The sequence below is a fragment of the Acinetobacter lwoffii genome (assembly GCF_019048525.1).
GTDB lineage: Bacteria > Pseudomonadota > Gammaproteobacteria > Pseudomonadales > Moraxellaceae > Acinetobacter > Acinetobacter lwoffii_K.
Map to the genome: position 1 here is coordinate 2,260,775 of NZ_CP077369.1, position 25,065 is coordinate 2,285,839.

At 42.6% G+C, this 25,065-nt stretch carries 30 protein-coding genes and 1 other RNA gene; 18 read left to right on the forward strand and 13 right to left on the reverse strand.

What is annotated here, in order from left to right:
* Position 1: 1 nt before the first annotated feature.
* Genes lpxD through lpxA form a run of 3 tightly spaced genes read left to right on the forward strand, consistent with a single transcriptional unit; the run spans position 2 to position 2,348 of the window.
* The gene (lpxD, locus tag I6L24_RS10625; protein WP_005266607.1) at positions 2-1,072 is read left to right on the forward strand and encodes a UDP-3-O-(3-hydroxymyristoyl)glucosamine N-acyltransferase; all 1,071 of its coding nucleotides are present in this window, start codon (positions 2-4) and stop codon (positions 1,070-1,072) included.
* A 5-nt stretch (positions 1,073-1,077) separates the two neighbouring features.
* The gene (gene fabZ, locus I6L24_RS10630; protein WP_026055766.1) at positions 1,078-1,563 is read left to right on the forward strand and encodes a 3-hydroxyacyl-ACP dehydratase FabZ; all 486 of its coding nucleotides are present in this window, start codon (positions 1,078-1,080) and stop codon (positions 1,561-1,563) included.
* On the forward strand, positions 1,560-2,348 hold the full coding sequence (gene lpxA, locus I6L24_RS10635) for an acyl-ACP--UDP-N-acetylglucosamine O-acyltransferase (protein WP_004279876.1): 789 nt from the start codon (positions 1,560-1,562) through the stop codon (positions 2,346-2,348). The genes fabZ and lpxA overlap by 4 nt, the downstream gene beginning before the upstream one ends.
* 60 nt (positions 2,349-2,408) lie before the next feature.
* Here lpxA and I6L24_RS10640 read toward each other — a convergent pair whose 3' ends face one another.
* On the reverse strand, positions 2,409-3,206 hold the full coding sequence (locus I6L24_RS10640) for a YbgF trimerization domain-containing protein (protein ID WP_216985964.1): 798 nt from the start codon (positions 3,204-3,206) through the stop codon (positions 2,409-2,411).
* 294 nt (positions 3,207-3,500) lie between these two features.
* Here I6L24_RS10640 and ffs point away from each other — a divergent pair.
* Positions 3,501-3,597, forward strand: an RNA gene (ffs, locus tag I6L24_RS10645) — signal recognition particle sRNA small type.
* Between the two features lie 214 nt (positions 3,598-3,811).
* On the opposite strand, the gene I6L24_RS10650 is transcribed toward ffs, so the two are convergent.
* The 4 genes from I6L24_RS10650 to I6L24_RS10665 all read right to left on the reverse strand — a co-directional run bounded on the left by I6L24_RS10650 (position 3,812) and on the right by I6L24_RS10665 (position 6,829).
* Positions 3,812-4,429, reverse strand: a complete 618-nt coding sequence (locus I6L24_RS10650; protein ID WP_216985965.1) for a regulatory protein RecX — start codon at positions 4,427-4,429, stop codon at positions 3,812-3,814.
* A 91-nt stretch (positions 4,430-4,520) separates the two neighbouring features.
* Positions 4,521-5,564: a recombinase RecA gene (recA, locus tag I6L24_RS10655; protein ID WP_004279873.1), complete on the reverse strand. Its 1,044-nt coding sequence runs from the start codon at positions 5,562-5,564 to the stop codon at positions 4,521-4,523.
* A 145-nt stretch (positions 5,565-5,709) separates the two neighbouring features.
* A complete protein-coding gene (locus I6L24_RS10660) occupies positions 5,710-6,150 on the reverse strand; it encodes an RNA-binding S4 domain-containing protein (protein WP_005246619.1) in 441 nt (146 codons plus the stop codon).
* Positions 6,143-6,829 carry an HAD-IA family hydrolase gene (locus I6L24_RS10665; RefSeq protein ID WP_216985966.1) on the reverse strand — a complete coding sequence of 229 codons (687 nt, stop codon included), beginning with the start codon at positions 6,827-6,829 and terminating at the stop codon, positions 6,143-6,145. Before I6L24_RS10665 ends, I6L24_RS10660 begins: the two co-directional genes overlap by 8 nt.
* 13 nt (positions 6,830-6,842) lie before the next feature.
* On the opposite strand from I6L24_RS10665, the gene I6L24_RS10670 reads away from it, so the two are divergent.
* From I6L24_RS10670 to I6L24_RS16755, 3 genes are all read left to right on the forward strand, one after another.
* On the forward strand, positions 6,843-7,694 hold the full coding sequence (locus I6L24_RS10670; RefSeq protein ID WP_216985967.1) for a 3'(2'),5'-bisphosphate nucleotidase CysQ family protein: 852 nt from the start codon (positions 6,843-6,845) through the stop codon (positions 7,692-7,694).
* Positions 7,695-7,756: 62 nt separating this feature from the next.
* Entirely contained in the window at positions 7,757-8,497 is a 741-nt protein-coding gene (locus tag I6L24_RS10675) for a histidine phosphatase family protein (RefSeq protein ID WP_216985968.1), read from the forward strand.
* A gap of 239 nt (positions 8,498-8,736) precedes the next feature.
* Entirely contained in the window at positions 8,737-8,862 is a 126-nt protein-coding gene (locus tag I6L24_RS16755) for a hypothetical protein (protein ID WP_004646731.1), read from the forward strand.
* Positions 8,863-9,000: 138 nt separating this feature from the next.
* Here I6L24_RS16755 and rpsT read toward each other — a convergent pair whose 3' ends face one another.
* Positions 9,001-9,270, reverse strand: coding sequence for a 30S ribosomal protein S20 (gene rpsT / locus I6L24_RS10680; protein ID WP_004279868.1), 270 nt, complete (start codon positions 9,268-9,270; stop codon positions 9,001-9,003).
* Between the two features lie 214 nt (positions 9,271-9,484).
* On the opposite strand from rpsT, the gene I6L24_RS10685 reads away from it, so the two are divergent.
* The 5 genes from I6L24_RS10685 to I6L24_RS10705 all read left to right on the forward strand — a co-directional run bounded on the left by I6L24_RS10685 (position 9,485) and on the right by I6L24_RS10705 (position 14,401).
* Positions 9,485-10,150 carry an NAD(P)H-binding protein gene (locus I6L24_RS10685; protein WP_114540760.1) on the forward strand — a complete coding sequence of 222 codons (666 nt, stop codon included), beginning with the start codon at positions 9,485-9,487 and terminating at the stop codon, positions 10,148-10,150.
* A gap of 12 nt (positions 10,151-10,162) precedes the next feature.
* Positions 10,163-10,672: a ribonuclease E activity regulator RraA gene (gene rraA, locus I6L24_RS10690; protein ID WP_005251595.1), complete on the forward strand. Its 510-nt coding sequence runs from the start codon at positions 10,163-10,165 to the stop codon at positions 10,670-10,672.
* A 118-nt stretch (positions 10,673-10,790) separates the two neighbouring features.
* Positions 10,791-11,573, forward strand: a complete 783-nt coding sequence (locus I6L24_RS10695) for a glutathione S-transferase N-terminal domain-containing protein (protein ID WP_005251597.1) — start codon at positions 10,791-10,793, stop codon at positions 11,571-11,573.
* Positions 11,574-11,795: 222 nt separating this feature from the next.
* A complete protein-coding gene (locus I6L24_RS10700; protein WP_216985969.1) occupies positions 11,796-12,479 on the forward strand; it encodes a response regulator in 684 nt (227 codons plus the stop codon).
* On the forward strand, positions 12,479-14,401 hold the full coding sequence (locus I6L24_RS10705) for a sensor histidine kinase (protein ID WP_216985970.1): 1,923 nt from the start codon (positions 12,479-12,481) through the stop codon (positions 14,399-14,401). The genes I6L24_RS10700 and I6L24_RS10705 overlap by 1 nt, the downstream gene beginning before the upstream one ends.
* Before the next feature lie 85 nt (positions 14,402-14,486).
* Here I6L24_RS10705 and I6L24_RS10710 read toward each other — a convergent pair whose 3' ends face one another.
* From I6L24_RS10710 to I6L24_RS10720, 3 genes are read right to left on the reverse strand one after another with little or no spacing between them, the layout of a single operon-like run.
* Positions 14,487-15,656, reverse strand: a complete 1,170-nt coding sequence (locus I6L24_RS10710; RefSeq protein WP_004279861.1) for a ribosomal protein uL16 3-hydroxylase — start codon at positions 15,654-15,656, stop codon at positions 14,487-14,489.
* 29 nt (positions 15,657-15,685) lie between these two features.
* Positions 15,686-16,279 carry a Maf family protein gene (locus I6L24_RS10715; RefSeq protein WP_216985971.1) on the reverse strand — a complete coding sequence of 198 codons (594 nt, stop codon included), beginning with the start codon at positions 16,277-16,279 and terminating at the stop codon, positions 15,686-15,688.
* Positions 16,279-16,662 (reverse strand): DUF2237 family protein, encoded by a 384-nt coding sequence (locus I6L24_RS10720; RefSeq protein ID WP_004279857.1) that lies wholly within the window; start codon positions 16,660-16,662, stop codon positions 16,279-16,281. The genes I6L24_RS10715 and I6L24_RS10720 overlap by 1 nt, the downstream gene beginning before the upstream one ends.
* Before the next feature lie 139 nt (positions 16,663-16,801).
* On the opposite strand from I6L24_RS10720, the gene I6L24_RS10725 reads away from it, so the two are divergent.
* The 4 genes from I6L24_RS10725 to I6L24_RS10740 all read left to right on the forward strand — a co-directional run bounded on the left by I6L24_RS10725 (position 16,802) and on the right by I6L24_RS10740 (position 20,519).
* Complete coding sequence (locus I6L24_RS10725) at positions 16,802-17,989, forward strand: phosphoglycerate kinase (protein WP_044110106.1); 1,188 nt, start codon at positions 16,802-16,804, stop codon at positions 17,987-17,989.
* Between the two features lie 154 nt (positions 17,990-18,143).
* A complete protein-coding gene (locus I6L24_RS10730) occupies positions 18,144-18,422 on the forward strand; it encodes a hypothetical protein (RefSeq protein WP_004729831.1) in 279 nt (92 codons plus the stop codon).
* Between the two features lie 119 nt (positions 18,423-18,541).
* Positions 18,542-19,579, forward strand: coding sequence for a class II fructose-bisphosphate aldolase (gene fba, locus I6L24_RS10735; protein WP_004279853.1), 1,038 nt, complete (start codon positions 18,542-18,544; stop codon positions 19,577-19,579).
* Between the two features lie 85 nt (positions 19,580-19,664).
* Complete coding sequence (locus I6L24_RS10740) at positions 19,665-20,519, forward strand: EamA family transporter (protein ID WP_044110104.1); 855 nt, start codon at positions 19,665-19,667, stop codon at positions 20,517-20,519.
* On the opposite strand, the gene I6L24_RS16585 is transcribed toward I6L24_RS10740, so the two are convergent.
* Together I6L24_RS16585 and nfsB are read right to left on the reverse strand one after the other, a co-directional pair.
* Positions 20,482-20,709 carry a hypothetical protein gene (locus I6L24_RS16585; protein WP_004646744.1) on the reverse strand — a complete coding sequence of 76 codons (228 nt, stop codon included), beginning with the start codon at positions 20,707-20,709 and terminating at the stop codon, positions 20,482-20,484. The genes I6L24_RS10740 and I6L24_RS16585 overlap by 38 nt on opposite strands.
* Before the next feature lie 106 nt (positions 20,710-20,815).
* Positions 20,816-21,469 carry an oxygen-insensitive NAD(P)H nitroreductase gene (nfsB, locus tag I6L24_RS10750; protein WP_044110102.1) on the reverse strand — a complete coding sequence of 218 codons (654 nt, stop codon included), beginning with the start codon at positions 21,467-21,469 and terminating at the stop codon, positions 20,816-20,818.
* 243 nt (positions 21,470-21,712) lie between these two features.
* On the opposite strand from nfsB, the gene hpaI reads away from it, so the two are divergent.
* The gene (gene hpaI, locus I6L24_RS10755; protein WP_216985972.1) at positions 21,713-22,507 is read left to right on the forward strand and encodes a 4-hydroxy-2-oxoheptanedioate aldolase; all 795 of its coding nucleotides are present in this window, start codon (positions 21,713-21,715) and stop codon (positions 22,505-22,507) included.
* Between the two features lie 680 nt (positions 22,508-23,187).
* On the forward strand, positions 23,188-23,406 hold the full coding sequence (locus I6L24_RS10760; RefSeq protein WP_004279847.1) for a hypothetical protein: 219 nt from the start codon (positions 23,188-23,190) through the stop codon (positions 23,404-23,406).
* 29 nt (positions 23,407-23,435) lie between these two features.
* Here I6L24_RS10760 and I6L24_RS10765 read toward each other — a convergent pair whose 3' ends face one another.
* A complete protein-coding gene (locus I6L24_RS10765; RefSeq protein WP_044110097.1) occupies positions 23,436-24,155 on the reverse strand; it encodes a UDP-2,3-diacylglucosamine diphosphatase in 720 nt (239 codons plus the stop codon).
* Positions 24,156-24,266: 111 nt separating this feature from the next.
* Complete coding sequence (locus I6L24_RS10770; RefSeq protein WP_044110095.1) at positions 24,267-24,776, reverse strand: peptidylprolyl isomerase; 510 nt, start codon at positions 24,774-24,776, stop codon at positions 24,267-24,269.
* Positions 24,777-25,065 lie beyond the last annotated feature (289 nt).

Below are 25,065 nucleotides of genomic sequence, written 5' to 3' on the forward strand. Positions count from 1 at the left end.
AATGAATCATCAACAGCTTCAGTTAGCTGATCTCGCTCGCCTGGTTCAGGGCGAGTGCATAGGTCAGACAGATTTACGTTTGAGCGCTTTGGCCAGTCTTGAACAGGCAACTTCACACGATCTGGCATTTGTGAATGCCGATAAATATGTAGAGCAGGCCAATCAAAGTCAGGCAGGTGCTTTAATTGTCACGGCTGAACTAAAACAACAGATAACTTCACATCAAAACTTTATTGTTGTGGCAAATCCCTATCTGGCTTTCGCGATTCTGACGCATGTCTTTGAGAAAAAACATCGCCAGCGCGGCATTGAGAGTACTGCTCAAATTCACCCGTCGGCAGTGATTGCGGACGATGCTTATATTGGTCATTATGTGGTGATTGGTGAGCATTGTGTCGTGGGTGCGAATACGATTGTTCAGGCGCATGTGCAGATCGATGATGATGTCGAGATCGGTCAGGACTGTTTTATTGACTCACATGTGACCCTCACCGGCGCAGCAAAAATTGGTAATCGGGTACGTATTCATGCCAATAGCGTGATTGGCAGCGAAGGGTTTGGTTTTGCACCTTATCAAGGGAAATGGCACCGTATTGCGCAATTAGGTTCTGTACGCATTGAGGATGATGTGCGTATTGGGTCAAATTGTAGCGTAGACCGTGGTGCGCTGGATGATACGATTTTGCAACAGGGTGTTATTATTGATAATCTTGTGCAAATCGCGCATAACGTTAAAATTGGTGCACATACCGCAATTGCTGCAAAAACTGCCGTTGCAGGAAGTGTTTCAATTGGCAAAAACTGTATCATTGGTGGTGCCTCTGCGATTTCTGGACACTTGAATATTGCCGATAATGTGACGTTGACCGGAATGTCAATGGTGACAAATAATATTTCTGAAGCTGGAAAATATTCATCCGGGATTGGTCTGTTTGAAAACCAGAAATGGAAACGTACCGTGGTTCGTCTCAGACAATTAGCAGATGTGCCATTGACCCAGGTGATCAAACGACTAGATCATATGCAATCTCAGATTGAGTCCATTGAATCAACATTTAAGTTGCGTAAATAATTATGATGACAGAGTCGAATTTGCCTACATTCACGAAGCCTGAATTGCCAATGAATATTCAAAAGATTCGTGAATATTTGCCCCATCGCTATCCATTTTTATTGGTTGATCGCGTCGTCGAAATTACCGATAATGGCATTGTTGGTTATAAAAACGTCTCAATTAATGAAGAGTTTTTACAAGGCCATTTTCCGAATTATCCAATTATGCCAGGTGTACTGATTGTTGAGGCACTGGCACAAATCTCTGGAATTCTGGGTTTTGTGATGAATAACGAAGTACCAAGTGAAGGTTCTTTGTTCTTGTTTGCCGGTGCGGAAAAAGTTAGATTTAAAAAACAGGTGGTTGCAGGTGACCAATTGGTTTTAAAATCTGAATTAGTGATGCAAAAGCGGGGCATTTACAAATATAATTGTATTGCCACTGTAGATGGCGTCGTCGCAACAACCGCGGAAATTATGGTTTCGCATCAAAAAGTCGAGCAGGCATGAGCAATAATCCCCTTATTCATCCAACTGCCATTATTGACCCGTCAGCAGTCATTGCTGCTGATGTAGAAATTGGCCCATATTGTATTATCGGGCCAAATGTCACTATTGGTGCGGGTAGCAAACTTCATTCACACGTGGTGGTGGGTGGCTATACGCGTATAGGTGAATATAATGAAATTTTCCAGTTCGCCAGTGTAGGCGAGGTGTGTCAGGATCTTAAGTATGCTGGTGAAGAAACCTGGCTTGAGATTGGCGATCACAACAAGATTCGTGAGCATTGCAGTCTGCATCGTGGTACGGTTCAGGACCAGAGCCTGACCAAGATCGGTAGTCATAACCTGCTCATGGTCAATACTCATATTGCACATGACTGTATGGTTGGAGATTATAATATCTTTGCCAATAACGTCGGTGTGGCTGGACATGTCCATGTCGGGGACTACGTCGTCATTGGCGGAAACTCGGGCATTCATCAGTTCTGTAAGATTGATTCTTATAGCATGATTGGTGGTGCATCACTGATTTTGAAAGATGTGCCGGCTTATGTGATGGTTTCAGGTAATCCTGCGCATGCATTTGCCATGAATATTGAAGGCATGCGTCGTAAAGGCTGGTCGAAGACCGTAATCAGCGGTTTACGTGATGCCTTTAAACTGATTTATAAATCAGGTTTAACGACTCAGGAAGCAATCGAGCAGATCCGTACAGGAATTTTGCCGGAAGTGGCTGAAGTACAACGTCTAATTGACTCTCTTGAACAGTCGAAGCGCGGCATTGTGCGCTAAATGTTTGAGGTAATAAAAAAGACACCTGAAGGTGTCTTTTTTATTTTGGGAATTTCTATTTTACTTAAGAAATTTAATTTCCTCAGCTTTCGGATAATTCTTCAATAGCTTTGTTTTGTATTGCGATGCAAGCGTAGTATTCTTTTCAACATCTTTGCTGATGTTATAAAGCTGATACAGGGCAGTGGAGGCTTTTGCAGAATTTGGGTAACGGTCAACGACAATCAGATAATTACGTTTCGCTTCAGTAAATTTTGGCGGGTCAATCGCCAGATTGAATTCCGCTAACCAGAAATAGGCATTGCTGATATAAACGCTATTCGGATTGTTTTTAATAAAGTTTTGCATCGGTGCAATGGCTTTGGCTGCACCGCCATTTTTATAAGCATCTAAAGCCACGGTATAAGCTGCTTTTTCCAGCTCAGCAGGTTGCTGTCCGCTGCTTGCTGTATTGACCTTATTTGTGTTTAGGCTGGGTGCAGTATCCTGTGGGTTTTCCTCCGTTGGATTGTCCTCAGCAGGTTCAATTTTTTGCTGTAACAGTTCAAGGCGCTGATCAAGATCGGCATAACGATTGGTCAGTTCATTTTTGAGCCGTTCAATCTCATTTTCCTGTTCTTCCATTTTACCGCGCAAAATCCGCAGGTCATTCTCGAGCTGCTGGTTCTTTTGCATGATTTGCCAGCTGGTATTGGTTTGAACGGCTGGAGTTGCACCAGCCGCAATTGCCGCTGGAGTATTCACTGCGGTCTGATTCGTAGCTTGGCTCAAGCCGCGCGATTCAATCGGAATATTGGCAAATAGAGGCATGGTAAAGAGTGCTGTCACTGCACACAATACGGTCTTTTTAAACATCATAAAATTTCCATAATTCTTTGTGAGATGCGGATCCGCTGCTCATCTTTTCAAAGTAGATCATTCATATACATTGCACACATTAAAAACGGCATTTTTAGAAAATGCAACAAGGTTTTACAAAGATCATGTGAATCTGAGTGTTGATGGATTGATTGTGAAGATCCCCTAAAAATCAGCAGAAATATCAATATTGTTTTTAAAATAATCAAACGGATAGCTTAAGGGATTATTTTGCGGAACAAGGCTTGCAACTTGATTAAAAATCTCTATAATCTGTTTTTGTAATGGTAGCCCTGCTGGTTACTTCGCAATTGTACTCTATGAACCCCGCCAGGACCGGAAGGTAGCAACGGTAATAGAACTATGATGTGCCGGAGCTTTGCTGGTAGGGTTGCCACCATATTCTTATTATAATAACAATACGAATTCATAGTTTTATTCTCAAGTCTCATTTCTTTCTAATATCGTCAAACAGCATTATCTTATTGTTTTAATGATTAAATCATCATTATCTTTTGCCGTGCTTTATTTTATTTTGCAGCTAATATTGAATTAAATATCCAATATGCTTATACATGCATTAAGACTTTCAAAGAATATAAGACTTAGTCTTCTGCTTTACGGTTAATCGCCTTGATAATCGCATCCATTTCAAAACCACGATACATTAAAAAACGGATCTGTTTGGCTTTGAGCTTAGGGTCTTTAGTGACTTCAATTCCATATTTTTTGACTTTTAGCTCGTAGGCCTGTTGTACCCAGTCAGTTTCTTTAAGTTCCTCCGAAATAAGCGCGGCATCAATCTTTTTGCTCTTGAGTTTCATTTTAATTTGATTGGGGCCTTTGCCTTTACGCTTTTGACTCGACAACATGGTTTCCGCCACGCGCTGATCACTTTGATAGTTCTCACGAGACAGTTCTTCCACTAAGTTAATGACTTCATCACGATGTTCTGCATAGAGTGCTAATTTCTCTATCAGTTCGGCTTTGGAATATTCCTTGCGCGTCATTACCGCAAAGGCATAAGAACGTAAGCGTGAGCCTGTCAGTCCCGGTTTCTTCTCATCCTGAGTTGGGGTAGAGGAAAACAAACGTTCTTCAGGATCAAATTCAGGAGCGTCTTGGATCGCACTTTTTGCAGGTTGAGCTTGATCTTCAGTATCACCAAATTGCTGTTTTAAAGTTTCATAATCGAGCAGTTTGCTGAATTTCGCGTCTGACATGATTCTCTCGGATTTTAGATTCCCTATATAATAACAAAACGCCCCGGAGGGCGCTGTGTATTGACGTTTAAAGATGATGCATCTAATAAGATCATGCATCTAAAAAGTCAGGTTCTTCCTTGCTATCGTCTTCTTCAACAACCACTGCTTTAGTCAGAAGCTGGTCACGAATCAGTTTTTCAATCGTCTGAGCCATTTCTTTATGCTCTTCCAGATAACGGATGGTGTTGTTCTTACCCTGGCCAATTTTGTCGCCTTGATAAGAATACCACGCACCAGCTTTCTGCACGATTTCTTGCTGTACAGCAAGGTCGATCAATTCACCTAGATGGTTAACACCTTTGCCATAAAGAATCTGGAATAAAGCTTCTTTAAACGGAGGCGCCATTTTGTTTTTCACGACTTTGACTTTGGTTTCAGAACCAACAATCTCGTCACCTTCTTTCACTTGGCCAATACGACGGATGTCCAAGCGAACAGAGGCATAGAATTTCAGTGCATTACCACCGGTTGTGGTTTCCGGGCTACCAAACATGACGCCAATCTTCATACGAATCTGGTTAATGAAGATCACCATACAGTTTGAGCGTTTGGCATTACCGGTAATTTTACGCAGTGCCTGGCTCATCAAACGGGCTTGCAGACCCATATGCGAGTCACCCATTTCGCCTTCAATTTCGGCACGTGGTGTCAATGCAGCAACAGAATCGACAACGATCATGTCGATCGCGCCAGAACGTACCAGCATGTCTGCAATTTCAAGTGCCTGTTCACCGTGATCCGGTTGCGATACCAGCAGATTGTCGATATCTACGCCAAGTTTGCGCGCATATTGAGGATCAAGTGCGTGTTCCGCATCGATAAATGCACACGTACCGCCTGCTTTCTGACACTCTGCAATTGCTTGCAATGTCATTGTGGTTTTACCTGAAGATTCAGGACCATAGATCTCGACGATACGACCTTTAGGTAAACCACCAATACCGAGTGCGATATCCAGCGTTAAAGAACCTGTAGACACGGCTTCAACTGCCTGAACGGTATTGTCACCAAGACGCATAACTGTATTTTTACCAAACTGTTTTTCAATCTGGCTTAAGGCAGCGTTGAGCGCCTTGTTTTTATTCTCATCCATCTTACAACCTCAATACGATGTCACTAAGTTAGTACTCAAGTGGATGTCTTAAATTAGAGCTTTGTTCCACAGGTGTATAGTGACAGAATTTTCCCTAGTGTTCTATAAAAGTCAGCGCATGTACGACATATTCTGACGCTTAAATTTATTCGTCATTATAGGACCATGACTGATCGAAATTCTGACTATTTTCATTTTTAAATCTACTGATGTCACGACGATCTTTCTTGCTTGGACGATGGTCGGGACGAGCTAGATTATGCAACTTTCTTTGTGACGTAATCAATTCCCGGCGCGCAATACTGACTTCGGTCTCTTCATACAGTTTTTGTGCCACGGGTGCAGGTCCACGAACATCAGAAAGTTCCTTAACCAGCACGGTTTTTTTGTCGATGCCTTGCTGAATCGTCAGTTCCATACCAACACGGACTTCGCGCGATACCTTGACACGTTCACCATTGTGATGGACTTTGCCACCTTCAATCGCATGTTTGGCAATCGAGCGGGTTTTAAAAAACCGTGCTGCCCACAGCCATTTGTCTATACGCATGCCTACCGCATCTTCGGGTAAAGACGATTTACGCATATTTTTTTTCTACCTCAGCCTGATTTAAATGAGTGATTAAATCTGTTAATTGGTGCAGCATCGGGTAATTACAAGTCTGACGTGCTAGTTTGGCTGAAGAGGGCTGCTGGATGCTGAACAGGTTCTGAATGCCATAGGCTTGAGCCCCATTCAGGACTTTTTCAGTATCATCAATAAAATAAGCATGTGCAGGATCAAATGGATGCAGTTCATTCAGGCCTTGCCAGAACTCGATAAATTCTTTGGCATGTCCGATCGTTTCTGAGCTGACGATGACATCGAAATAATCTCTTAAATTCAAATGATCCAGTTTAAATGCTAGACCCGCACAGTCAGCATTGGTGGCCAGCCAGATTGGATAGCCCTTATTTTTAAGATAATCGAGCAATTCGAGACAATGAGGGCGTAAGGCCACTTTATCTTTATGTTCAATTTGCATCGCCAGAACATCGACTTCGACTTTAGCCGTCCAGAAGCGTGAAGAGTACCAGTTTAAGGTATGATTATGTTCCTGATAGAATGCATAGAGTGTCGTCTGGCTGTGTTCCAGGCTACAGCCATGTGTGGCAGCATAACGCACAGGCAATAACTCGTTCCAGATGAAATCATCGTAGGCAAGATCAAGTAAAGTGCCATCCATATCGAAAATTATGGTAGGTTTTTCAGAGCATTTTGACATATTTAGGTTTTCTATGTTTAAAGCAACAGCAGCACCACAAGATCCAATGATTTTGCAGTTTGTGCCCATTTTGACACAAGCCTGTGAAATTTTGCGAGAAGAATATCAGCGTTATTGTTCTGGTGCGGCTTTTGATGTCATCAAAAAAAATGATAATTCTCCGGTGACTCAGGCAGATTTTCGGGTCAATACTTATCTGACCCAAGCTTTGGCAGAGATTTCCAGCTTGCCTTTACTGTCTGAAGAAGGACAGGAACATGAACGTCGCTCATGGTCAGAATTCTGGTTACTGGATCCGCTAGATGGCACTAAAGAGTTTTTGCACCAGCGACCCGAATTCACCATTAATTTGAGTCTAGTCAGAGGCAGTTTGACCACTTTTGCCATATTGGCGGTTCCGGAGCAGCAACTGATTTATTTCTGTCCTGAGCAGGGCTTGCCTTATAAATATGATATTCAAACTAGAACATGGTTTGCTTATGCAATGTCTTCGACATCTAAAATGATTGCTGTAGGGTTGAGCCAAAGTAGCCAGCAGAAACCGAAATATCTCGAATATTTACAAAGTTTGGCCAAGCTCACGGAATACACCGAATTTAAAGCGGGCAGTGCCTATAAATTTTGCATGATGCTGGAAGATCAGGTCGATATCTATCCACGCTTTCATCCGACCTCGGAATGGGATACCAGCGCTGGTCAATGTATGCTCGAACGGATTGGGGGTGGTCTGATCGATTTAGAAGGCCGTCCATTTATTTATAATCATCGGGATACCTTGCTGAATGGCGGATTCATTGCCTATAAGAATAATGATATGAAAATTATTGCATTGCAGGCAGTGTCTGATATGCAGGCCGAGCATTGAGCAAAATTCTGAGCGTGTTATAGTGGTGCTTAACCTATTACCAATCCAGAGTTGGCTGTAACGTGTCCCTGAAACTGCTTCCACCGAGTATGTTGAGTGCAATTGATTTATTGCCCGATGTACAGACGCCTGTTACCTTATTTACACGGCATTCGATTCGTGAAGATGTTCCGGGGCAGGGTTTGGCAGGCTATGATCTGCAACTGACCAGTCAGGGACGGGATCTGGCGCAGGAATGGGGTGCTTATCTAGCTGATCAAACCGATCGCGTGATTCATCACTGTATCTCGAGTCCGATTCAGCGTTGTATTGATACTGCTGCACTGATGATTGAAGGGGCAGATGCGGTTACCCCTGAGCAGAATACCCATCGTATTGAAATTATTGAACAGGGACTTCTGGTGGAGCCTGGCAGCTTTGTGCTAGATATTCAAAAAGCCGGACCTTATTTTGCCAAGCAGGGTGCGCTTGGTTTTATTAACAGTTTTGTCAATAATGCCTTGCCGGGGATGAAACAGCCGATTCATGGCGTAGTAGATGTACTGGAACTGATTTACAACACTCATCCACAAAATAAATATGGGCTGAGTTTGGCCGTTAGCCACGACACCATTTTGGCAGCAATGATTGCGGTGATGTCGGGACGTCAGGACGTCAGTCGGGAAGACTGGCCAAAAATGATGGAAGGTCTGTTTGTATGGTTTGAAGGTGATGTATTTTTAGAATCCAAACTGAAATGGATCTGGCGCGGTCAGGTACATGAACTGGATATTGCCGATTTTAAACGTTCCCAACTTTCTTAAATCAAATTGATCTATTCAAAACTCAATTGTTCGCAGCAATTGAGTTTTTTATTGGGGAGTTAGAAATTATGAAGATCGTATGGCGTTTCATATTGATCATTCAATAAAGTTCAGGCTAAAACGATAAAAATAAATTCTAAACTGCACCTTTTTACATTTATAGGGTGAAAATTCAATAATGTAAGTATAAAAATTATCTATGCTTAATAAATATAGAAATATTCATTTTGAGGAAAATTATGAAAGTTATCACAATTTTTAGCCTGATCGCGATTCTAGGTTTAACCGCATGCCAAAAACGGGATACTGATAATACGAAACAGGATAAGACTACTTCGCCATCCTCTATGGATAAAGATCAATAATCTAAAAAGGGAGGTGCGACTTATTTTTTTATCTCATCGTATTGGCAGGATGAGGGGCATCTAAACGGATTGTTTTTCTGATTTCTTGAAATTTCAGGCACAAAAAAAGCCCTAAAAAAGGGCTTTTTTCATTTGCGATTAGTTAGAAGCTAATGCTTTAACTTGCGCGTTCAAGCGGCTCTTATGACGAGCTGCTTTGTTTTTATGGATGATGCCTTTGTCAGCCATACGGTCGATTACTGGAACAAGCGATTTGTACGCTTCAGTAGCAACTGCATAGTCATTAGTGCTGATAGCAGCTAATGTACGTTTAAGATAGGTACGAACCATAGAACGCAAGCTTGCGTTGTGTTTGCGTGCTTTAACGTTTTGACGAGCACGTTTTTTAGCTTGAGCAGAGTTTGCCACTCGTGCACTCCTTGAAATAGATTGGTCTGGGCGGGCTGAAACTCAACTGAAAACCAACATCAGAGGAATTATCACCAGCCCGTAAACAAGTGCCATATTTTGATTAAACTAAGCACCGAAGTCAAGTCTTGACATGCTTTGACAACATTTTAGATGCAGAAAAATTCTAAAGAAAACGTTAGATTAGTATTCCACCTAGGAGATCGTATAAAAAATGACTAAATCACTGACTCATCCCATCGTGATAGGTGCCACCGGCTTGGTGGGAAAACAACTGATAAAACGTTTGCAAGCTGAGCCGACTTGCCAGCAGATTACTGCAGTGGTCAGAAAACATCAAAATGATCTGGATGCTTTGGATAAAGTTCAACAACTGGTACTGGAAGATTTCCTGATGTTGAATGATCAGGATGTCAGCAAGCATAGCCATGGTTTTAGCTGCCTGGGCAGCACCATGAAAAAAGCCGGATCCAAACAGGCATTTTATAGTATTGACTATACCATAAATGCTCACTTTGCAGAGCTATTACAGCAAACCTCAGCCCATTATCTTTTGCTAAGCGCAATGGGTGCCGATTCCCAATCACATTTTTACTATAATCGGGTTAAAGGTGAACTGGAGGAATATGTACAAACATTGACTCTGGACAGAATCAGCCTGATCCGACCTTCATTGCTCATTGGTGAACGTCCGGAGCAGCGTTTTTTGGAAGATATCGCGCAGCAGGTTTACCACAAAGTATCGCGTTTTATTCCAGATAGTTTTGCCTATAAGCCAGTGACAGCCGATCAGGTGGCTCATACTATGGTCGAGGCCGCGCTGACTCAGACGGTAAAATTTGAAATTTATGATAATTTACGCATACAAAAAATGAAATGAGGGGAAAACACCGTGTCTACAGCAGCATTTGTCACCTGTGACTTGTTAGATGATCATCCAGAATTAGAGCTTCAGGTAGTTACACCTTGCCTGGACGGTAAATTTTTCAAGAGTTATGGGGCGCGCAAAACCTTTGGCGGTCAGATTGTGACAGTAAAATGTTTTGAAGATAACTCACGGGTGAAAGAGTTATTGGCCACAGATGGAACAGGCAAGGTCCTGGTGGTGGATGGTGGTGCCTCCATGCGCTGTGCCTTGATGGGTGACCTGATTGCCGAATCAGCGGTAAAAAATCACTGGAATGGCGTCATTATTTACGGTTGTGTCCGTGATGTGGATGCGATTGCTGAACTTGATCTGGGAGTGCATGCATTGGCGGCTATTCCACAGAAGAGCAACCGTAAAGGCGTGGGTGAGGTCGATATCGCTCTCTGTTTTGGTGGGGTCACATTTAACTCTGGCGATTATGTCTATGCGGACAATAATGGTATTGTGGTGTCCAAAATAGCCTTAGTGGCTTAATCGGCCAGAATCTGCATTTCTGCATGAAAGAATAACAACAAAACTGATCTATACCCGAAAAGACAGAATGCTTACATTCTGTCTTTCAGTTTAATAAAACAAAAAACAGGAAAATAGTATGTTGGGTCATCAAATTAAAGTTGTACAAGCTTTGGCCTCTTCAATCGCTGAAGGTGGACGTGGGATGGTGGGTACACCGTTTCCAAATCAGCCTGAAAAAGCCTTGAAGCTCTATGAATACGAGGGTTCACCATTTTGTCGTCGGGTGCGTGAAGTCATGACCTTGCTAAATCTGGATTATGAAGTTTATCCATGTCCACGAGGGGGTACTCATTTCCGTCCTGAGGTGCAGCAATTGGGTGGAAAACTGCAATTTCCTTTTTTAGTTGATGAAAATACCGGTGATCGATTCTATGAGTCTCAGGATATTATCGATCATCTGTTCAAGCATTATGGCAAAACCGGCAAAACTCCCAAGAAATATGCTCACTATCCTAAAATTCCAGTGGCTGCAATTGCGGGAACCGTCCTCAATGGTTTACGCGGCGGAATGGTGAATCCCAAGATTAAGGATCGGCCAACACCTGAACTGTTATTAGAATTATGGGGCTTTGAGGCCAGTCCTTATACCCGAATTGTACGCGCCGTTTTGAGTGAACTGGAAGTGCCGTTTGTTTTTCATAATGTCGCTAAAGAGCGCTGGCAAGATTATGGACCGGCCAAATTGCGTTTAAAACCGGGAAAATATGAACCACTACCAGGCGGTAAGCGTGAACATTTGTTTGAAATGATGGGAAATAATATTCAGCTTCCCTATCTGGTCGATCCAAATACAGATACCAAAATGTTTGAATCGGCTGAGATTGTGAAATATTTAAAACAGCAATACGGTACTGCTTAAAGTAGACAGCTCGTATAACTTCAAAAGATTTTCTATCTTGAACTGCCATCTGCTAAACAGATGGCATTTTTTATGTCTATGATATGGAAAACGGGCGTAAGCGTTTCTCGCTGCTTAAAACTTCAGATAATAAAAAATAAATAAATCATGATTTTTAGTGTGATTTTGTTTATATTTTAATCTTAAAGGGGATATATAAAAATAAATATAAGGGGCGTGCTTATGACAGCATCGGAGGCAGTCTTGCCAGTACCAGTATTAATCGTTGAAGATGAATATGTCATCCAGCGCCGTTTAAAAATCATATTAAGCAATCTAGGTTATAACGAAGACGTTCTGCTATTTGCCAACACGGTTAAAGAAGCATATTCCATAGTTCATCAACAGCCGATTGCACTGGCCTTAGTAGATTTGGGGTTACCAGATGGGAATGGGATTTCAATTATTGAAAAAATCCGCGAACAGGACGCACAAGCGTTGATTCTGGTAGTGTCTGCCTGGAGTACCCAGGATAGTCTGTTTAGCGCAATTCAGGCCGGCGCAACCGGTTATGTGCTCAAAGAGCGGGATGATGTTGAAGTCGCTTTGGCTATTCGCAGTATTTTGCGTGGCGGTGCACCGATTGATCCCTTTGTTGCCCGTGAAATTTTAAAACAGATTTCTATTCCTGCCATTTCATTAACAGTAGAGCAGAACAGGCCAGCTGCGGATCAGGAAACGCTCACACAGCGGGAGCAGGAAATCCTGTCCTTGGTTGCGCAAGGTCTGAGTAATCGTGAAATTGCCGAGCAGCTCTGTGTATCACGCTATACCGTCGAAAGTCATATCAAGCATATTTACCGCAAACTCTCGGTCAGTAAACGTACCAAGGCGGTCAGTACCGCACGGCATCTGGGAATTCTGTAATGTCATCTGCCTGTTCCAGAAGCAGCAAACGGCAGCGACTGAAATGGATCGGTGTTTTTGTCCTGTGCAGCTGGCTTTGCTTGTTCTGTAGTATCAGTCAGGCACAAAACCATTTTCAGATTAATGATCTTTGTCAGGTGAAGATCGAATATATTCAGAAGGTTCAGGCTCAGGGTCCTACCGAGATGCCGACATCAGGCTGGCAAAGCGTACGTTTGCCGGATAACTGGCAGAATAACTGGAAGAATTATCATGGGGGTGCCTGGTACAAGATTGTCTGGCGTTGGTCATGTCAGGACAACATCCGCCTTGCAGAACCGGTTGCCTTTTCTATTGATTATATTAATTCGGCAGGTGCCGTGTTCCTGAATGGTGACTTGCTTTGGTCTGACCGGAACTTGCAAGAGCCCTTGTCGAAAAGCTGGAATATGCCGCGTTACTGGGTTTTCCCGATTAGCGGTTTGCGTAAAGACAGTAATGAAATCCTGATTTATGTAAATGGCTACAGTTTCCAAAGCGCGGGCCTGGGCAACATTCAATTTAATAATGTGCTGGTGAATAGCCAGCAGTATCTAGGCAAAATCTGGGATCGCCGTACTGTATTCCAGATTAATATGATTTTCTCTGCCACGATTGGGCTGATCTGTTTCATTATCTGGTTATTCCGGCGTTCAGAAACCACTTTTGGCTGGCTGGCACTCAGTTCACTGTTGTGGATTCTGTTTATTTCCAATGTCTTGACTACAGAAAATTTTCCATTTCGCTCCACGATTTCGGCAGCTAAAGCCAATATGCTTTTTTTTATTGCTTATATCCATTGTTTCTGTCTGTATCTGATCCGCTTTGTAAAACAGAAATTTAAGCAGTTGGAGCGAGGATTTATTCTGGTCAGCGTTCTGTCCAGCCTACTGGTGATGATCAGTCCCTTGAATTATCTGGAGCATGTGCTAGGTGGAGTGTTTATCTTCTATGTATTGTTCTTTGTTAGTTGTACTGTGTATATCAGCTATCAGGCCATCAGAACCCGAAATGGAGAATATCTCTTCCTGACCTTGTGTCTCTGGGGGATTCTGCTGTGTGTAATCATTGACCTGATCATGTTGAACCAAACCAAGGTCAATGAGTTTTCACCTTTATCTCCCTATACCTCACCAATTATTACCTTGTTTGTCGTGCTGATTATGGGCACACGCCTGAATCGTAATGTCAGGAAAATCGAAAAATTTAATACCCAGTTAGAACGTAAAGTCCAGCAGGTCAGTGCTGACCTGAATAAAAGCCTGAGCGATAAACATCAATTGGAGCTGACGAATGTTCGTCTGCAAGAGCGGATTAATCTGTCACATGAACTGCATGACGGGTTGGGAGGGTCTATTGTCCGTTCCATGATTCTGGTGGATCAAAGTAGCGAAACAGTTTCTAAACAGCAGTTTCTTTCCATGCTGAAACTGCTCAGAGATGATCTCAGACAAATCATTGACAGTGGTTCATCTATTGAAAATAAAGTCCCACAAACGCCGGTACTCTGGATCGCACCGGTACGTTATCGTTTTACCCAGCTGATGGAAGAAATGGGGATTGTAGTTGAATGGTCATTTCCAAAAGTCTGGCAGCGTGAACCGACGGCATTACAGTGTTTGACCTTGATCCGAGTAGTCGAAGAAAGTCTGACCAATATCATTAAGCATAGTCAGGCCAGTCAGGTAAAAGTCAGTCTGGAATATTCCCAGCCACATCAGCTTACTTTAAGCATTCAGGATAATGGCATCGGTTTCGATGCTGACATGGTGCAAAAAAATGGTCTGAGTATTGGAATGCGCAGCATGAAAATGCGGGTTGAGCGCATGGGAGGATTGTTCCAGATTGAATCTGAACAAGGAGATACGCTGATTCGTGTTGTATTAGAGCTGTATCAGCCTTAATTAGTTAGAATTCTAGACTCTAAAAATAAAAAAGAGGATCATGTGATCCTCTTAAAATTATTGCCTAAATAGAACCGTGGAAAGATTACTCGTCTTCTGGCGGTGGAACCAGCATCAACACGGCTTCATTTAATAATGCAGCAACATCTTCCAGAATTTCTTCATCAGCGAAGTCTTCACCGAATAACAGCGCTTCACCATCTGCAAGCTGTTTGAGTTTTGCGGTAAATGTCTCAGAGATGCACACACCCTCACCATTTGCCCAGAACAGAACGTCGCCGTCCGTTTCAGTATAAAGCAGGCGTGACGCAGGTTCGAGCATCAGGCTATAGCCCTGATCGAGTGCTTCTTCCAGATCACCTGTACCGATTTCTTCTGCTTCAGGCAGGTTTTCAGGATATTTAGGTTCGGACATCAAGCTCATGATGGCATCTTCGAGAACATTGGAATTATGCAGTTGCTGCATGATGTGTTCTTTCAGATATTCCAGCTCATTGCTGCTCACTTCACCGATAGCACCGACTTGATCACGGATGATATCCAGCAATGGGTTACGCAGCGTTTCATTTTCAGAGAATTTATCCCCGACACGATCCATCATGTCACTGATATTTGGCATGCGGAAACCGAATGAATAAGTCAGGCAGTCATCTTCAGCCACGCCGTAATGAGCCAGACCAGGCGGCACATAGAGCAAGTCGCCAGGTGCCAGCACTTCATCAAAGTTCACTTCTATTTCAGGCAATAATTTAAGCGGTTGACCCGGAACAAATGGAGTTTCGGTATCACACATTTGCCCAAGCTGCCAGCGACGATGGCCATAGCCTTGTACCAGAAACACATCATAGAAATCGAAATGCTTGCCGACTGAACCGCCTTGCGGTGCATAAGACACCATGATGTCATCGCGACGCCATTGTGGAATAAATGGGAATTTTTTCCAAAGTGCCGACAGGTCAAATGAATAGTGATCTACAGCCTGAACCAAAAGCGTCCAGAGCTTGGGCATTTTCTGGAAATCTGCTTTGAGCAAAGGTGAAGATTTCACGCTCCATTGATTCGGATCACGATCTTTCTGCTTGATGAGACGGGCAGTGACATGTTCTTCAAGCGCAAGTTCCATCACATCATTGGGTTCAAGCAAACTGGCGATTTCAGGCATTGCATTACGCACCAGTAAAGGTTTCTTTTGCCAGTATTCGCTAAGGAATTGTTCAGCGGTAATACCGCCTAGTACGTCTAAAGGTTGAGACATAGAGTAAAGCCTGAATTTAAAGGGAGAGATTAAGGAACCAAAATTTTTAATTCACGAAGAATATGACAGAGCTTGATCATTGGCATGCCCATCAGCGTGGTCTGATCTTGTCCGTTCATTTCTTCAAACAAGCTGATACCGAGGCTTTCACATTTGAAACTGCCTGCACAATGCAAAGGTTGTTCAATTTCGACATAACGCTCGATTTCGACCTGAGACAGTTTGCGGAACTTGACTTTATAGTGTTCAACCAGACTTTGTTCAAAACCGGTCGATAGCTGCTGCACACTGAGCGCAGTACTAAAATAGACAATCTTGTCCGAGTTGGCTTGTAGCTGGCGAATGGCCTTTTCAGTCGTTAACGGTTTACCAATAAAAATATCCGGCGCACCTTCACGCCATGCCACCTGATCTGAGCCGATCACAATCGCTTCTGGATTTTGTTCAGCAATATATCTGGCTTTCTCAAAAGCCAGTCGTTGTGCCAGATCATCTGCGTGATTTTCCCCGCGAGGAGATTCATCAATATCCGGTACCATGGAAATATAATTAATATGCAGACGATCCATCAGCGCTTTGCGGGTTTGACTGGACGATGCCAAGATAATCTGTGCAGAATTCATTAGACAGCATATTCCTCAAGAATATTTAACGGTACATACGCCAGAACAGCTTTGTGACAGGCTTGTAGCTTGATCGGTGGAGCTTGACCCGCTTCATAGGCTTCGACCCAGCGCGTTACGCAGATACACCAGAAATCGCCAGGTTGCAGGCCAGGGAAATCCAGTTCGGGCAAAGGCGTAATAAGGTCATTACCGACTTTTTGAGAAAAATTCAGAAATTCTGAGGTCATTTGCGCGCAAACCGTATGCTGGCCCAGATCGGTGGTCGCAGTATGGCAAAAGCCATTGCGGAAATATCCGGTAATCGGATCGAAGCAACAGCTGGACAAAGGCTCACCTAACACGTTCAAACGGTTAAGATTTGGATCAGGATGTATCGACATAGGGACTGAATCTAAAAGAGGCTTTTTTCTATCATAACAAAACTTTGGCATTCATAATGTTTTCTGCAAAAGATGCTAACCTTTTTCTGCATAATCATTTAAAATCGCCTGGTTTTAATATCTATAAAGTGAGCTCTACATGAACTTTCAGCGTATGACTGACCTCGATTTAGCAGGTAAACGTGTTCTGATCCGTGAAGATTTAAACGTTCCTGTTAAAAATGGTGTGATCACCAGCGATGCGCGTCTTCGTGCAGCATTGCCAACGATTAAAGCAGCACTAGAAAAAGGCGCTGCAGTCATGGTGTATTCTCATCTGGGTCGTCCGGTTGAAGGTGAGCCTAAAGCTGAACAGTCACTTGCTCCTGTAGCGGCTTACTTGACTGAAGCTTTGGGCCAAGAAGTGAAACTGTTTACTGACTATTTAGATGGCGTTGATGTTCAGCCAGGTCAGGTAGTTCTACTGGAAAATTGCCGTTTTAACGTCGGCGAGAAGAAAAACAATCCTGAACTTGCAGCAAAATATGCAGCATTGTGTGATGTATTCGTGATGGATGCCTTTGGTACAGCACACCGTGCAGAAGCATCTACTGAAGGCGTAGCGCGTCTGGCTAAAGTTGCAGCTGCAGGTCCTTTACTGGCAGCTGAACTTGATGCGCTTGGTCGTGCACTGCAAACCCCTGAAAAGCCAATGGTGGCGATTGTTGCAGGTTCTAAAGTCTCTACCAAGCTAGATGTTTTAACCTCACTTTCTGATATCTGTGATCAATTGATCGTTGGTGGCGGTATTGCCAACACTTTCCTTGCTGCGGCAGGCTATAACGTGGGCAAATCACTGTGTGAAAAGGATCTAATCGATACAGCAAAAGCCATTGCTGCAAAAGTATCAGTTCCACTTCCAACTGACGTAGTCGTTACAGATGCCTCTGAAATTAACTTTGAAGATTTCTTGGGTTCATTGGCTGCTGCGAAAGCGACGGTGAAAAACGTTGCAGATGTTGCTGATAACGACATGATTCTGGATGTAGGCCCGGAAACTGCGAAAGCATTTGCAGAAATCCTGAAAACCTCTAAAACCATTCTTTGGAATGGCCCAGTCGGCGTATTTGAAGTAGATCAATTCGGTGAAGGTACTAAAACTTTATCTTTAGCGATTGCTGAATCTGAAGGTTTTTCGATTGCGGGCGGTGGGGATACACTTGCTGCGATTGATAAATATGAAGTGGCTGACAAAATTGGTTATATCTCGACGGGTGGCGGTGCATTCCTTGAATTCGTTGAAGGTAAAACCCTTCCTGCTGTTGCAGTACTTCTAGAACGTGCTTAATTGTATGTCCTAAGCTAAAAAGCTGGCCCAGTGCCAGCTTTTTTTATGTCATTTTTTTGACAGTGAAAATTTACCCTTCATGGCTTCGTCATTAAAATGCAATAAATCTGTCATAAGATGCAGTCATTAAATCACCAAATGACGAGAATACGTGATGAAGAAACAGTTAACTATTGCAGTATTATTAGCAGCATCTCTGGCATTGACTGCGTGTGCAAAACAGGAAAGTGCACCAGAAGCTGAAGCAGAAAGCTCGGCAGCCGTGGCAGATCAGGCTGTAACTCCAGAACAGCAAGCTGCCATTGATGCCATTGACCAGCCAATTTTAGATGAAAAAAATACCGATATTCCAGCTGAAGTTGCCAATGCGCCAGCCGACGAAGCGACTGCAGACGAGTCAGTTGCTGCGACTTCAGAGCCTGTAGCACCTTAATCCGGTTAATGTGACACAAAATCCCTGCAAATGCAGGGATTTTTTTTAAATAGTGTTATTTGTTGCTGAATTGAAACCTTTGAACATGTAGAATATGTGGCATTCACTGGGAGGATATTATGGCTCTTATTTCATTGCGCCAGCTCTTGGATCACGCCGGCGAACATGCTTACGGCGTACCAGCATTTAACGTAAACAACTTAGAACAAATGCGTGCAATTATGCTTGCAGCAGATGCAACCAATTCACCTGTTATCGTACAAGCATCTGCGGGTGCGCGTAAATATGCAGGCGCTCCGTTCTTGCGTCACCTGATTTTGGCTGCAATTGAAGAATGGCCACATATTCCAGTGGTAATGCATCAAGACCACGGTACCAGCCCTGACATTTGTCAACGTTCAATCCAGTTAGGCTTTTCATCAGTAATGATGGACGGTTCACTGGGTGAAGACGGTAAAACACCAACTTCATATGAATATAACGTTGATGTGACTCGCCGTACAGTTCAAATGGCACATGCGTGTGGCGTATCTGTTGAAGGTGAAATCGGTTGTTTGGGTAGCCTTGAAACAGGTATGGCGGGTGAAGAAGATGGCGTAGGCGCAGAAGGCGTACTGGATCATTCTCAACTCCTGACTTCAGTTGAAGAAGCGCGTAGCTTCGTTGCTGATACCAATGTTGATGCGCTTGCAATTGCAGTAGGTACTTCACACGGTGCGTACAAGTTCACGCGTCCACCTACAGGTGATATTCTTGCGATTGACCGCATTAAAGAAATTCACGCAGCACTTCCAAACACACATCTTGTCATGCACGGTTCAAGCTCTGTGCCACAAGAATGGTTGGCAGTGATTAACCAGTATGGCGGCGACATCAAGGAAACTTACGGTGTTCCGGTTGAACAGCTGGTTGAAGCGATCAAACACGGCGTGCGCAAGATTAACATCGATACTGACTTGCGTTTAGCATCTACCGGTGCAATGCGTCGTATGATGGCAGAAAAACCAAGCGAATTCGATCCACGTAAATTCTTCAGCGCAACTGTAGACGCAATGAAGCAAATCTGTATCGATCGTTACGAAGCTTTTGGTACTGCAGGTAATGCAGACAAGATTCGCCCAATTTCTTTAGAGAAAATGGTGTCACACTATAAATAATTCCCAGTGAATCATTTATAAAAAAAGCCCACTGCAAATGTGGGCTTTTTTGTAGACTTATAAATACCAAGAATAAGAGCAGCATATGGAACTGATTTTCGCAGCAGCGCTATGTAGCGTTGCGGTCTCAATATTATTAAAAGTCGCCAAAAATAAGGGCTTGAGTCCGATACACATGATTAACTGGAACTATATGACAGCCAGTCTCTTATGTTTTTTCTGGTTCCAACCTGATATTCAACATATTTCAATGTCTCAGACGCCTTGGTTGCTTATTCTGGCTTTGGGTATTTTGCTTCCGAGTGTATTCCTGCTTCTGGCCAAGGCTTTGCAAACGGCTGGGATTTTAAAAACCGAAATTGCCCAGCGACTTTCTGTAGTCTTGTCACTGGCTGCGGCCTATTTTATTTTTCAGGAACAGTTTAATCAGCTGAAAATACTCGGGATCGCTTTAGGTATTGGCGCAGTGCTGTGCATCCTGTTTTCACATCGACAAAGTACAGGACAGGGCAGTCAGGGAATGTTATATCTGGGCTTAGTCTGGGTCGGTTATGCACTGATAGATGTATTGTTGAAATATACAACCAGTCTTGGCCTGCAATTCGCGGTGGCGCTGAATCTGATGTTTGTTTGCGCTCTGATCATTTCGATGGGCTATCTGTTACTCAAATATAAAAGCTTGGGCTCGATGCAGAATATCGGCGCTGGTCTGTTATTGGGTATCCTGAATTTTGCCAATATTGCTTTCTATGTCAAAGCCCATATGCTGCTCAAGGATTCACCGGCGATCGTCTTTGCCGGCATGAATATTCTGGTGGTGGTATTTGGTGTGATAGCAGGTCTGGTATTCTTTAAAGAGCGGCTCAAACCTGCAAGTACTCTAGGATTACTGCTAGGCTTGACTAGTGTGATTTGCCTAGCTTATGCAATGTCTGCTTGACATAAGAGGATGCAAATTCAATCGGATGTCGGAGCAGGTCACCTGCTTCGGCCAGTCCAAGCAATAAACCGGACTGTTGGCAGTCTGGACAGTGCGGATAACGATGCTGTTGCTCTTTATAGTGCTGGAGATAAATTTTATCGCAATGATGGCATTCAAATTTCAGGGATTTGGATGTAAGGAGCGACATAGATGACCTCTATTGTTATTCTATTAGATGTAAATTAAATAAAGCAAAAAATAGGCCCGAATTGACATGGAAAGGGGCGCTTGACCCCTTTTATAGCATAAATTCCTTACAGTTTGGTGAAAATATCTTCAGCGGCAAGACGTGATTTAGGGAGTTTGGCATTGAAATCATTTTCACTGCGATAGCCTAAAGTCAGCAATACAGAAGGGATCAAACCCTGTTCTGCAAGTTGTAATTCTTCACTAATCATCTCTTCGTCAAAGCCGCCAATTGGTGTGGCATCAACCCCTTCAATTCCGGCAGCCAAGAGCATTTGACCGAGTGCAATGAAGGTCTGGTTTTCAGCCCAACGCTGAATATCACCTTTTTCATTACGATAATAATGAATATAACCTGCACGGGTATTTTTCTGACCTTCTTTGGCTGATTCATCTTTAAAACGGCCACTGAGATCATCGCGGTTCAATAAGTTTTCTAGATGCAACTCATTAATATCGGCTTTGGTGCAGAATAAAATGGTATGGGATGAATCCAGAACTTTGGGTGCATTGTAGGCATAAGTACCAACCAACGCTTTGGCAATGCGCTGTTTGGCTGCATCATGATCGGCAATAAAAAAATGCCAAGGCTGAATATTGATTGAAGAGGGTGTCAGACGCAAAATTTCTAATAAGCGCTCGAACTGTTCTGCCGGGATTTTCTTGCTAGGATCATAGGCTTTAGTGGTATAGCGGGTCTGCGTGATCTTGAGTAAATCCATCAATGGGCTCCAATCTTTTTAAATAAACAGCGAGTAGAAGTTTTAAATATATACATTTTTCACATCCCCTGATTATTACAATAAAAAAGCATCAGGCAAAGCCTGTTTTGAGATGATCTTGAGCTGGATTCAAGCAAAACTTAGAGTTAAATCAGATTAAAATCCAGTTTTTGTCTATTGGCACTTTTAAGCGAGAAGCGTTTAATAAGAGGCATCGCCAGCAACATGCAAATAGGTTAGCGGATGCAAGTGACCAATTACTTTAAACACAAACTGAAAACCCAGCAGCAAATCGGCTTATGGATTGGATTGGCAGATGCCTATGGCACCGAGATTGCGGCAAATGCAGGTTATGACTGGCTGCTGATTGATGGTGAGCATGCACCCAGTGATTTGAGAACGACTTTGTCGCAACTGCAAAGTATTGCTGCTTATCCCTCGCAAGCAGTGGTACGACCACCCATTGGTAGCGTACAACTGATCAAGCAACTCCTTGATATCGGTGCACAAACGTTGTTGATTCCGATGGTAGAAACCGTGGAACAGGCCGAACTCATGGTCAGGGCAGTCCGTTATCCGCCTGAAGGAATTCGTGGCGTTGGTGCTGCACTGGCACGTGCCACCCGCTGGAACAGCATTCCAAATTATTATCAGACGGCACATGAAGAAATCTGTTTATTAATCCAGATTGAATCGGTCACAGGACTTGAAAATCTGGATGCTATTCTTCAGATCAACGGGATTGATGGCGTGTTTATTGGCGCCGTTGATCTATCTGCCACTATGGGTTATCAAGGTGATCCGAATCATCCTGAAGTACAAAAAGCTGTAATTGATGCAATCCAGCGGATTCGTTCTGCAGGCAAAGCTGCAGGAATTCTGTCAACCCAGCATGAAGTGACGCTAAAATATATCGAACTTGGCACTGAGTTTGTAGCAGTGGGCGTAGATACCAGTGTTTTGATGAATTCCTTGCGTGATCTATTGGGGAAATATAAAAAGGATATCAATGTGATTAATCCGACTAGCGGTTATTAATCAACAAGAGATTCTGAATGAATAGCTTGCTTAGATTTTTAGTTTATTTTTAACCGGAAATTCTTTAGATGAGCTATTCATTCAGCCATAAGAAAATCATAATGAACCTTCAAGAAGTAGAACAATTTTTACAAAAACAGCAGAACACCTTAAAGAATAAACGTCAGCAAAGAACTAGACGAGCGCAACAAGCTCTTTTATGATTCACGTACTGTTTGCAGCCTTAAATGCTATTCTTTTAATCCTTAATTATCAAAAGACAGGAGAGTGGAACTTGTTGTACCTCGCACTGAGTTTCATGTCTCTAATATTGATTTTCAAGTATTTAAAGACAGGTTTTGTTTATAAATATAAATGAAATAACATTAAAATGAATTTTAGATAATAAGAGTTAAAAGCCTAAAAATTAACAAAGCATGAGAAAAGTTCTTAAAAATCCCATTCTATTGTCATTACAATGTAATTTTGCTTTTGCTAGATAAATAGCTTACACTGGTTGCACTTCAAGCAAGTACTGTTCTTGCTTCTATTATTATTTTAAGCTGATTGTGATGTACTTTTCAGTTCAAGTATTTGAACTCAAATAAGATCTACTAACCATAGAACTATTATGTAAACTAGGTTGTTATTAATCTCTCTCCATATAGTCACAAAAAGCTCATATCGTGTGAGTAAATATTTTGATCAAAATCAATGAATGGCATATTGCCACTGCCGCTGATGGCAATGAAATTAACGTGAAACTGGTTCCATTAAAGCGTAAGCAAAATACAATGGACGGTTTTATCTGGGTTGAAGTCGGTAAAATGATTCAATTGCCAACGGGTGAGGAATTTCAGTTCAATCTCGATGGTAAAAGTTTCTATACTGGGGTAAACCAGCTTTATCGTCTGTGTTAAGCAGATCAATATCGTAAAAAAGTGGCTGATTAATATCGCCACTTTTTTAGTTTCAGGGTATCAAAACTCTGATCTTCCTGAATTTCCAGAATCTCTGCGCTGTCTTCTTTCCAGTCGCCCAGCACAATTCTTCTCTTTTGACCCAGTTCATGAATGGCTGCGCGATGCGTATGACCATGGATCAGTACATCTACATGCTGTAATGCCAGCTCAACTGCATGCGGGTTGACATCCATCACTTCATAGCTTTTAAACTGTTGTGCCTGATGGCTTTGCTGACGAAAGCGGTTGGCCAGTCTGGTTCGAAATGAAAGCGGGGTTTTTCTTAAGAAGCCCAGTAGCCAGGGATGACGAATAATCTTTTTAAAACGCTGATAAGAAATATCATCGGTGCATAGTGCATCGCCATGTTCCAGGCGAAAACGTGTTCCGGCAATAATCAGCTGATCGATTTCGGGAAGAAGCTGTCCGCCAAATCGAGCTAAAAATTTGCTTCCCAAGACAAAATCCCGGTTGCCGGCCTGAAAATAGACTTGATTCCCAGCCTGAGTAAACTGTTTTAATGCAGTGACAATTTCGTCCAGCCATGGAGAGGTATAGTCATCACCAATCCAGGCATTGAACCAGTCACCCAGAATATACAATTGGGTATTTTGATTTTGATATTCAGTTAATAAATCTAAAAACCCCCGAACAAGTCGAGGGTGATCAGGTGACAAATGTAAATCTGAGATAAACAGATAGGTCACGAATCTTTTCCTTTTATTCCTCTCTAGATCCCTCATTCATATGAGGGATTTTCCATTACACTGTTTTAAAGCGTTGCTTTAAAACTCATAAAAGAACGGAGAGGACGTTTTTTATTCAGAAATGATTTTTGCAGATTCGATTACTACGTTTTCTAGAGGAACGTCAGCGTGGTAGCCACGGTTGCCAGTACGTACGTTTTTGATTTCGTTCACAACGTCTATACCTTCAACGACTTTACCAAATACGGCATAACCCCAACCTTGAGCAGTTTTACCAGAGTGGTTAAGGAATGAGTTGTTTTTCACGTTAATGAAGAACTGAGCAGAAGCAGAATGCGGTGCTTGAGTACGCGCCATTGCAATCGTACCTTCGTCATTGGTCAAGCCGTTGTCTGCTTCGTTTTCGATTGCATCACGTGTTGCTTTTTCTTTGAAGTTTTCATCCATGCCGCCGCCTTGGATCATGAAACCATCAATAACACGGTGGAAAATTACGCCGTCATAAAAACCGTCACGTACGTATTCTAAAAAGTTAGCTACGGTTTTAGGTGCTTTTTCAGCATTGAGTTCTAGAACAATACGACCTTTATTGGTGTTTAATTCGACTTGAGGAAAACTCATTGTGTAATCTCCTGATCATGGACGAGTGCCATGGTTTTTTCTGAATGAGTGAAGCATAAGCAAACTACATTCGACAAGGCAAGTAAAAACATTATTTTCTTTGTTAAAAGCATAAAAATAATACCTTATTTATACGTTGATTTATCAAGGCATTTCAAATGCAGCTAGTCAGGGCGTTATATTTCGGACAGGCACTAATTGAATCATTTTCCAGTTTCGTAAAGTGTTGATATTTTAGTTTTGGGCAGCTTGCTGTATTTTCACTTTTTAAAATGAGTGAATTGAAATC

Bases quoted from the DNA above. Each gene is read 5' to 3' on its own strand.
- lpxD (WP_005266607.1), top strand. From the start codon at position 2: ATGAATCATCAACAGCTTCAGTTAGCTGATCTCGCTCGCCTGGTTCAG.
- fabZ (WP_026055766.1), top strand. From the start codon at position 1,078: ATGACAGAGTCGAATTTGCCTACATTCACGAAGCCTGAATTGCCAATG.
- lpxA (WP_004279876.1), top strand. From the start codon at position 1,560: ATGAGCAATAATCCCCTTATTCATCCAACTGCCATTATTGACCCGTCA.
- I6L24_RS10640 (WP_216985964.1), bottom strand. From the start codon at position 3,206: ATGATGTTTAAAAAGACCGTATTGTGTGCAGTGACAGCACTCTTTACC.
- I6L24_RS10650 (WP_216985965.1), bottom strand. From the start codon at position 4,429: ATGTCAGACGCGAAATTCAGCAAACTGCTCGATTATGAAACTTTAAAA.
- recA (WP_004279873.1), bottom strand. From the start codon at position 5,564: ATGGATGAGAATAAAAACAAGGCGCTCAACGCTGCCTTAAGCCAGATT.
- I6L24_RS10660 (WP_005246619.1), bottom strand. From the start codon at position 6,150: ATGCGTAAATCGTCTTTACCCGAAGATGCGGTAGGCATGCGTATAGAC.
- I6L24_RS10665 (WP_216985966.1), bottom strand. From the start codon at position 6,829: ATGTCAAAATGCTCTGAAAAACCTACCATAATTTTCGATATGGATGGC.
- I6L24_RS10670 (WP_216985967.1), top strand. From the start codon at position 6,843: ATGTTTAAAGCAACAGCAGCACCACAAGATCCAATGATTTTGCAGTTT.
- I6L24_RS16755 (WP_004646731.1), top strand. From the start codon at position 8,737: ATGAAAGTTATCACAATTTTTAGCCTGATCGCGATTCTAGGTTTAACC.
- I6L24_RS10685 (WP_114540760.1), top strand. From the start codon at position 9,485: ATGACTAAATCACTGACTCATCCCATCGTGATAGGTGCCACCGGCTTG.
- I6L24_RS10695 (WP_005251597.1), top strand. From the start codon at position 10,791: ATGTTGGGTCATCAAATTAAAGTTGTACAAGCTTTGGCCTCTTCAATC.
- I6L24_RS10700 (WP_216985969.1), top strand. From the start codon at position 11,796: ATGACAGCATCGGAGGCAGTCTTGCCAGTACCAGTATTAATCGTTGAA.
- I6L24_RS10705 (WP_216985970.1), top strand. From the start codon at position 12,479: ATGTCATCTGCCTGTTCCAGAAGCAGCAAACGGCAGCGACTGAAATGG.
- I6L24_RS10710 (WP_004279861.1), bottom strand. From the start codon at position 15,656: ATGTCTCAACCTTTAGACGTACTAGGCGGTATTACCGCTGAACAATTC.
- I6L24_RS10715 (WP_216985971.1), bottom strand. From the start codon at position 16,279: ATGAATTCTGCACAGATTATCTTGGCATCGTCCAGTCAAACCCGCAAA.
- I6L24_RS10720 (WP_004279857.1), bottom strand. From the start codon at position 16,662: ATGTCGATACATCCTGATCCAAATCTTAACCGTTTGAACGTGTTAGGT.
- I6L24_RS10725 (WP_044110106.1), top strand. From the start codon at position 16,802: ATGAACTTTCAGCGTATGACTGACCTCGATTTAGCAGGTAAACGTGTT.
- I6L24_RS10730 (WP_004729831.1), top strand. From the start codon at position 18,144: ATGAAGAAACAGTTAACTATTGCAGTATTATTAGCAGCATCTCTGGCA.
- fba (WP_004279853.1), top strand. From the start codon at position 18,542: ATGGCTCTTATTTCATTGCGCCAGCTCTTGGATCACGCCGGCGAACAT.
- I6L24_RS10740 (WP_044110104.1), top strand. From the start codon at position 19,665: ATGGAACTGATTTTCGCAGCAGCGCTATGTAGCGTTGCGGTCTCAATA.
- I6L24_RS16585 (WP_004646744.1), bottom strand. From the start codon at position 20,709: ATGTCGCTCCTTACATCCAAATCCCTGAAATTTGAATGCCATCATTGC.
- nfsB (WP_044110102.1), bottom strand. From the start codon at position 21,469: ATGGATTTACTCAAGATCACGCAGACCCGCTATACCACTAAAGCCTAT.
- hpaI (WP_216985972.1), top strand. From the start codon at position 21,713: ATGCAAGTGACCAATTACTTTAAACACAAACTGAAAACCCAGCAGCAA.
- I6L24_RS10770 (WP_044110095.1), bottom strand. From the start codon at position 24,776: ATGAGTTTTCCTCAAGTCGAATTAAACACCAATAAAGGTCGTATTGTT.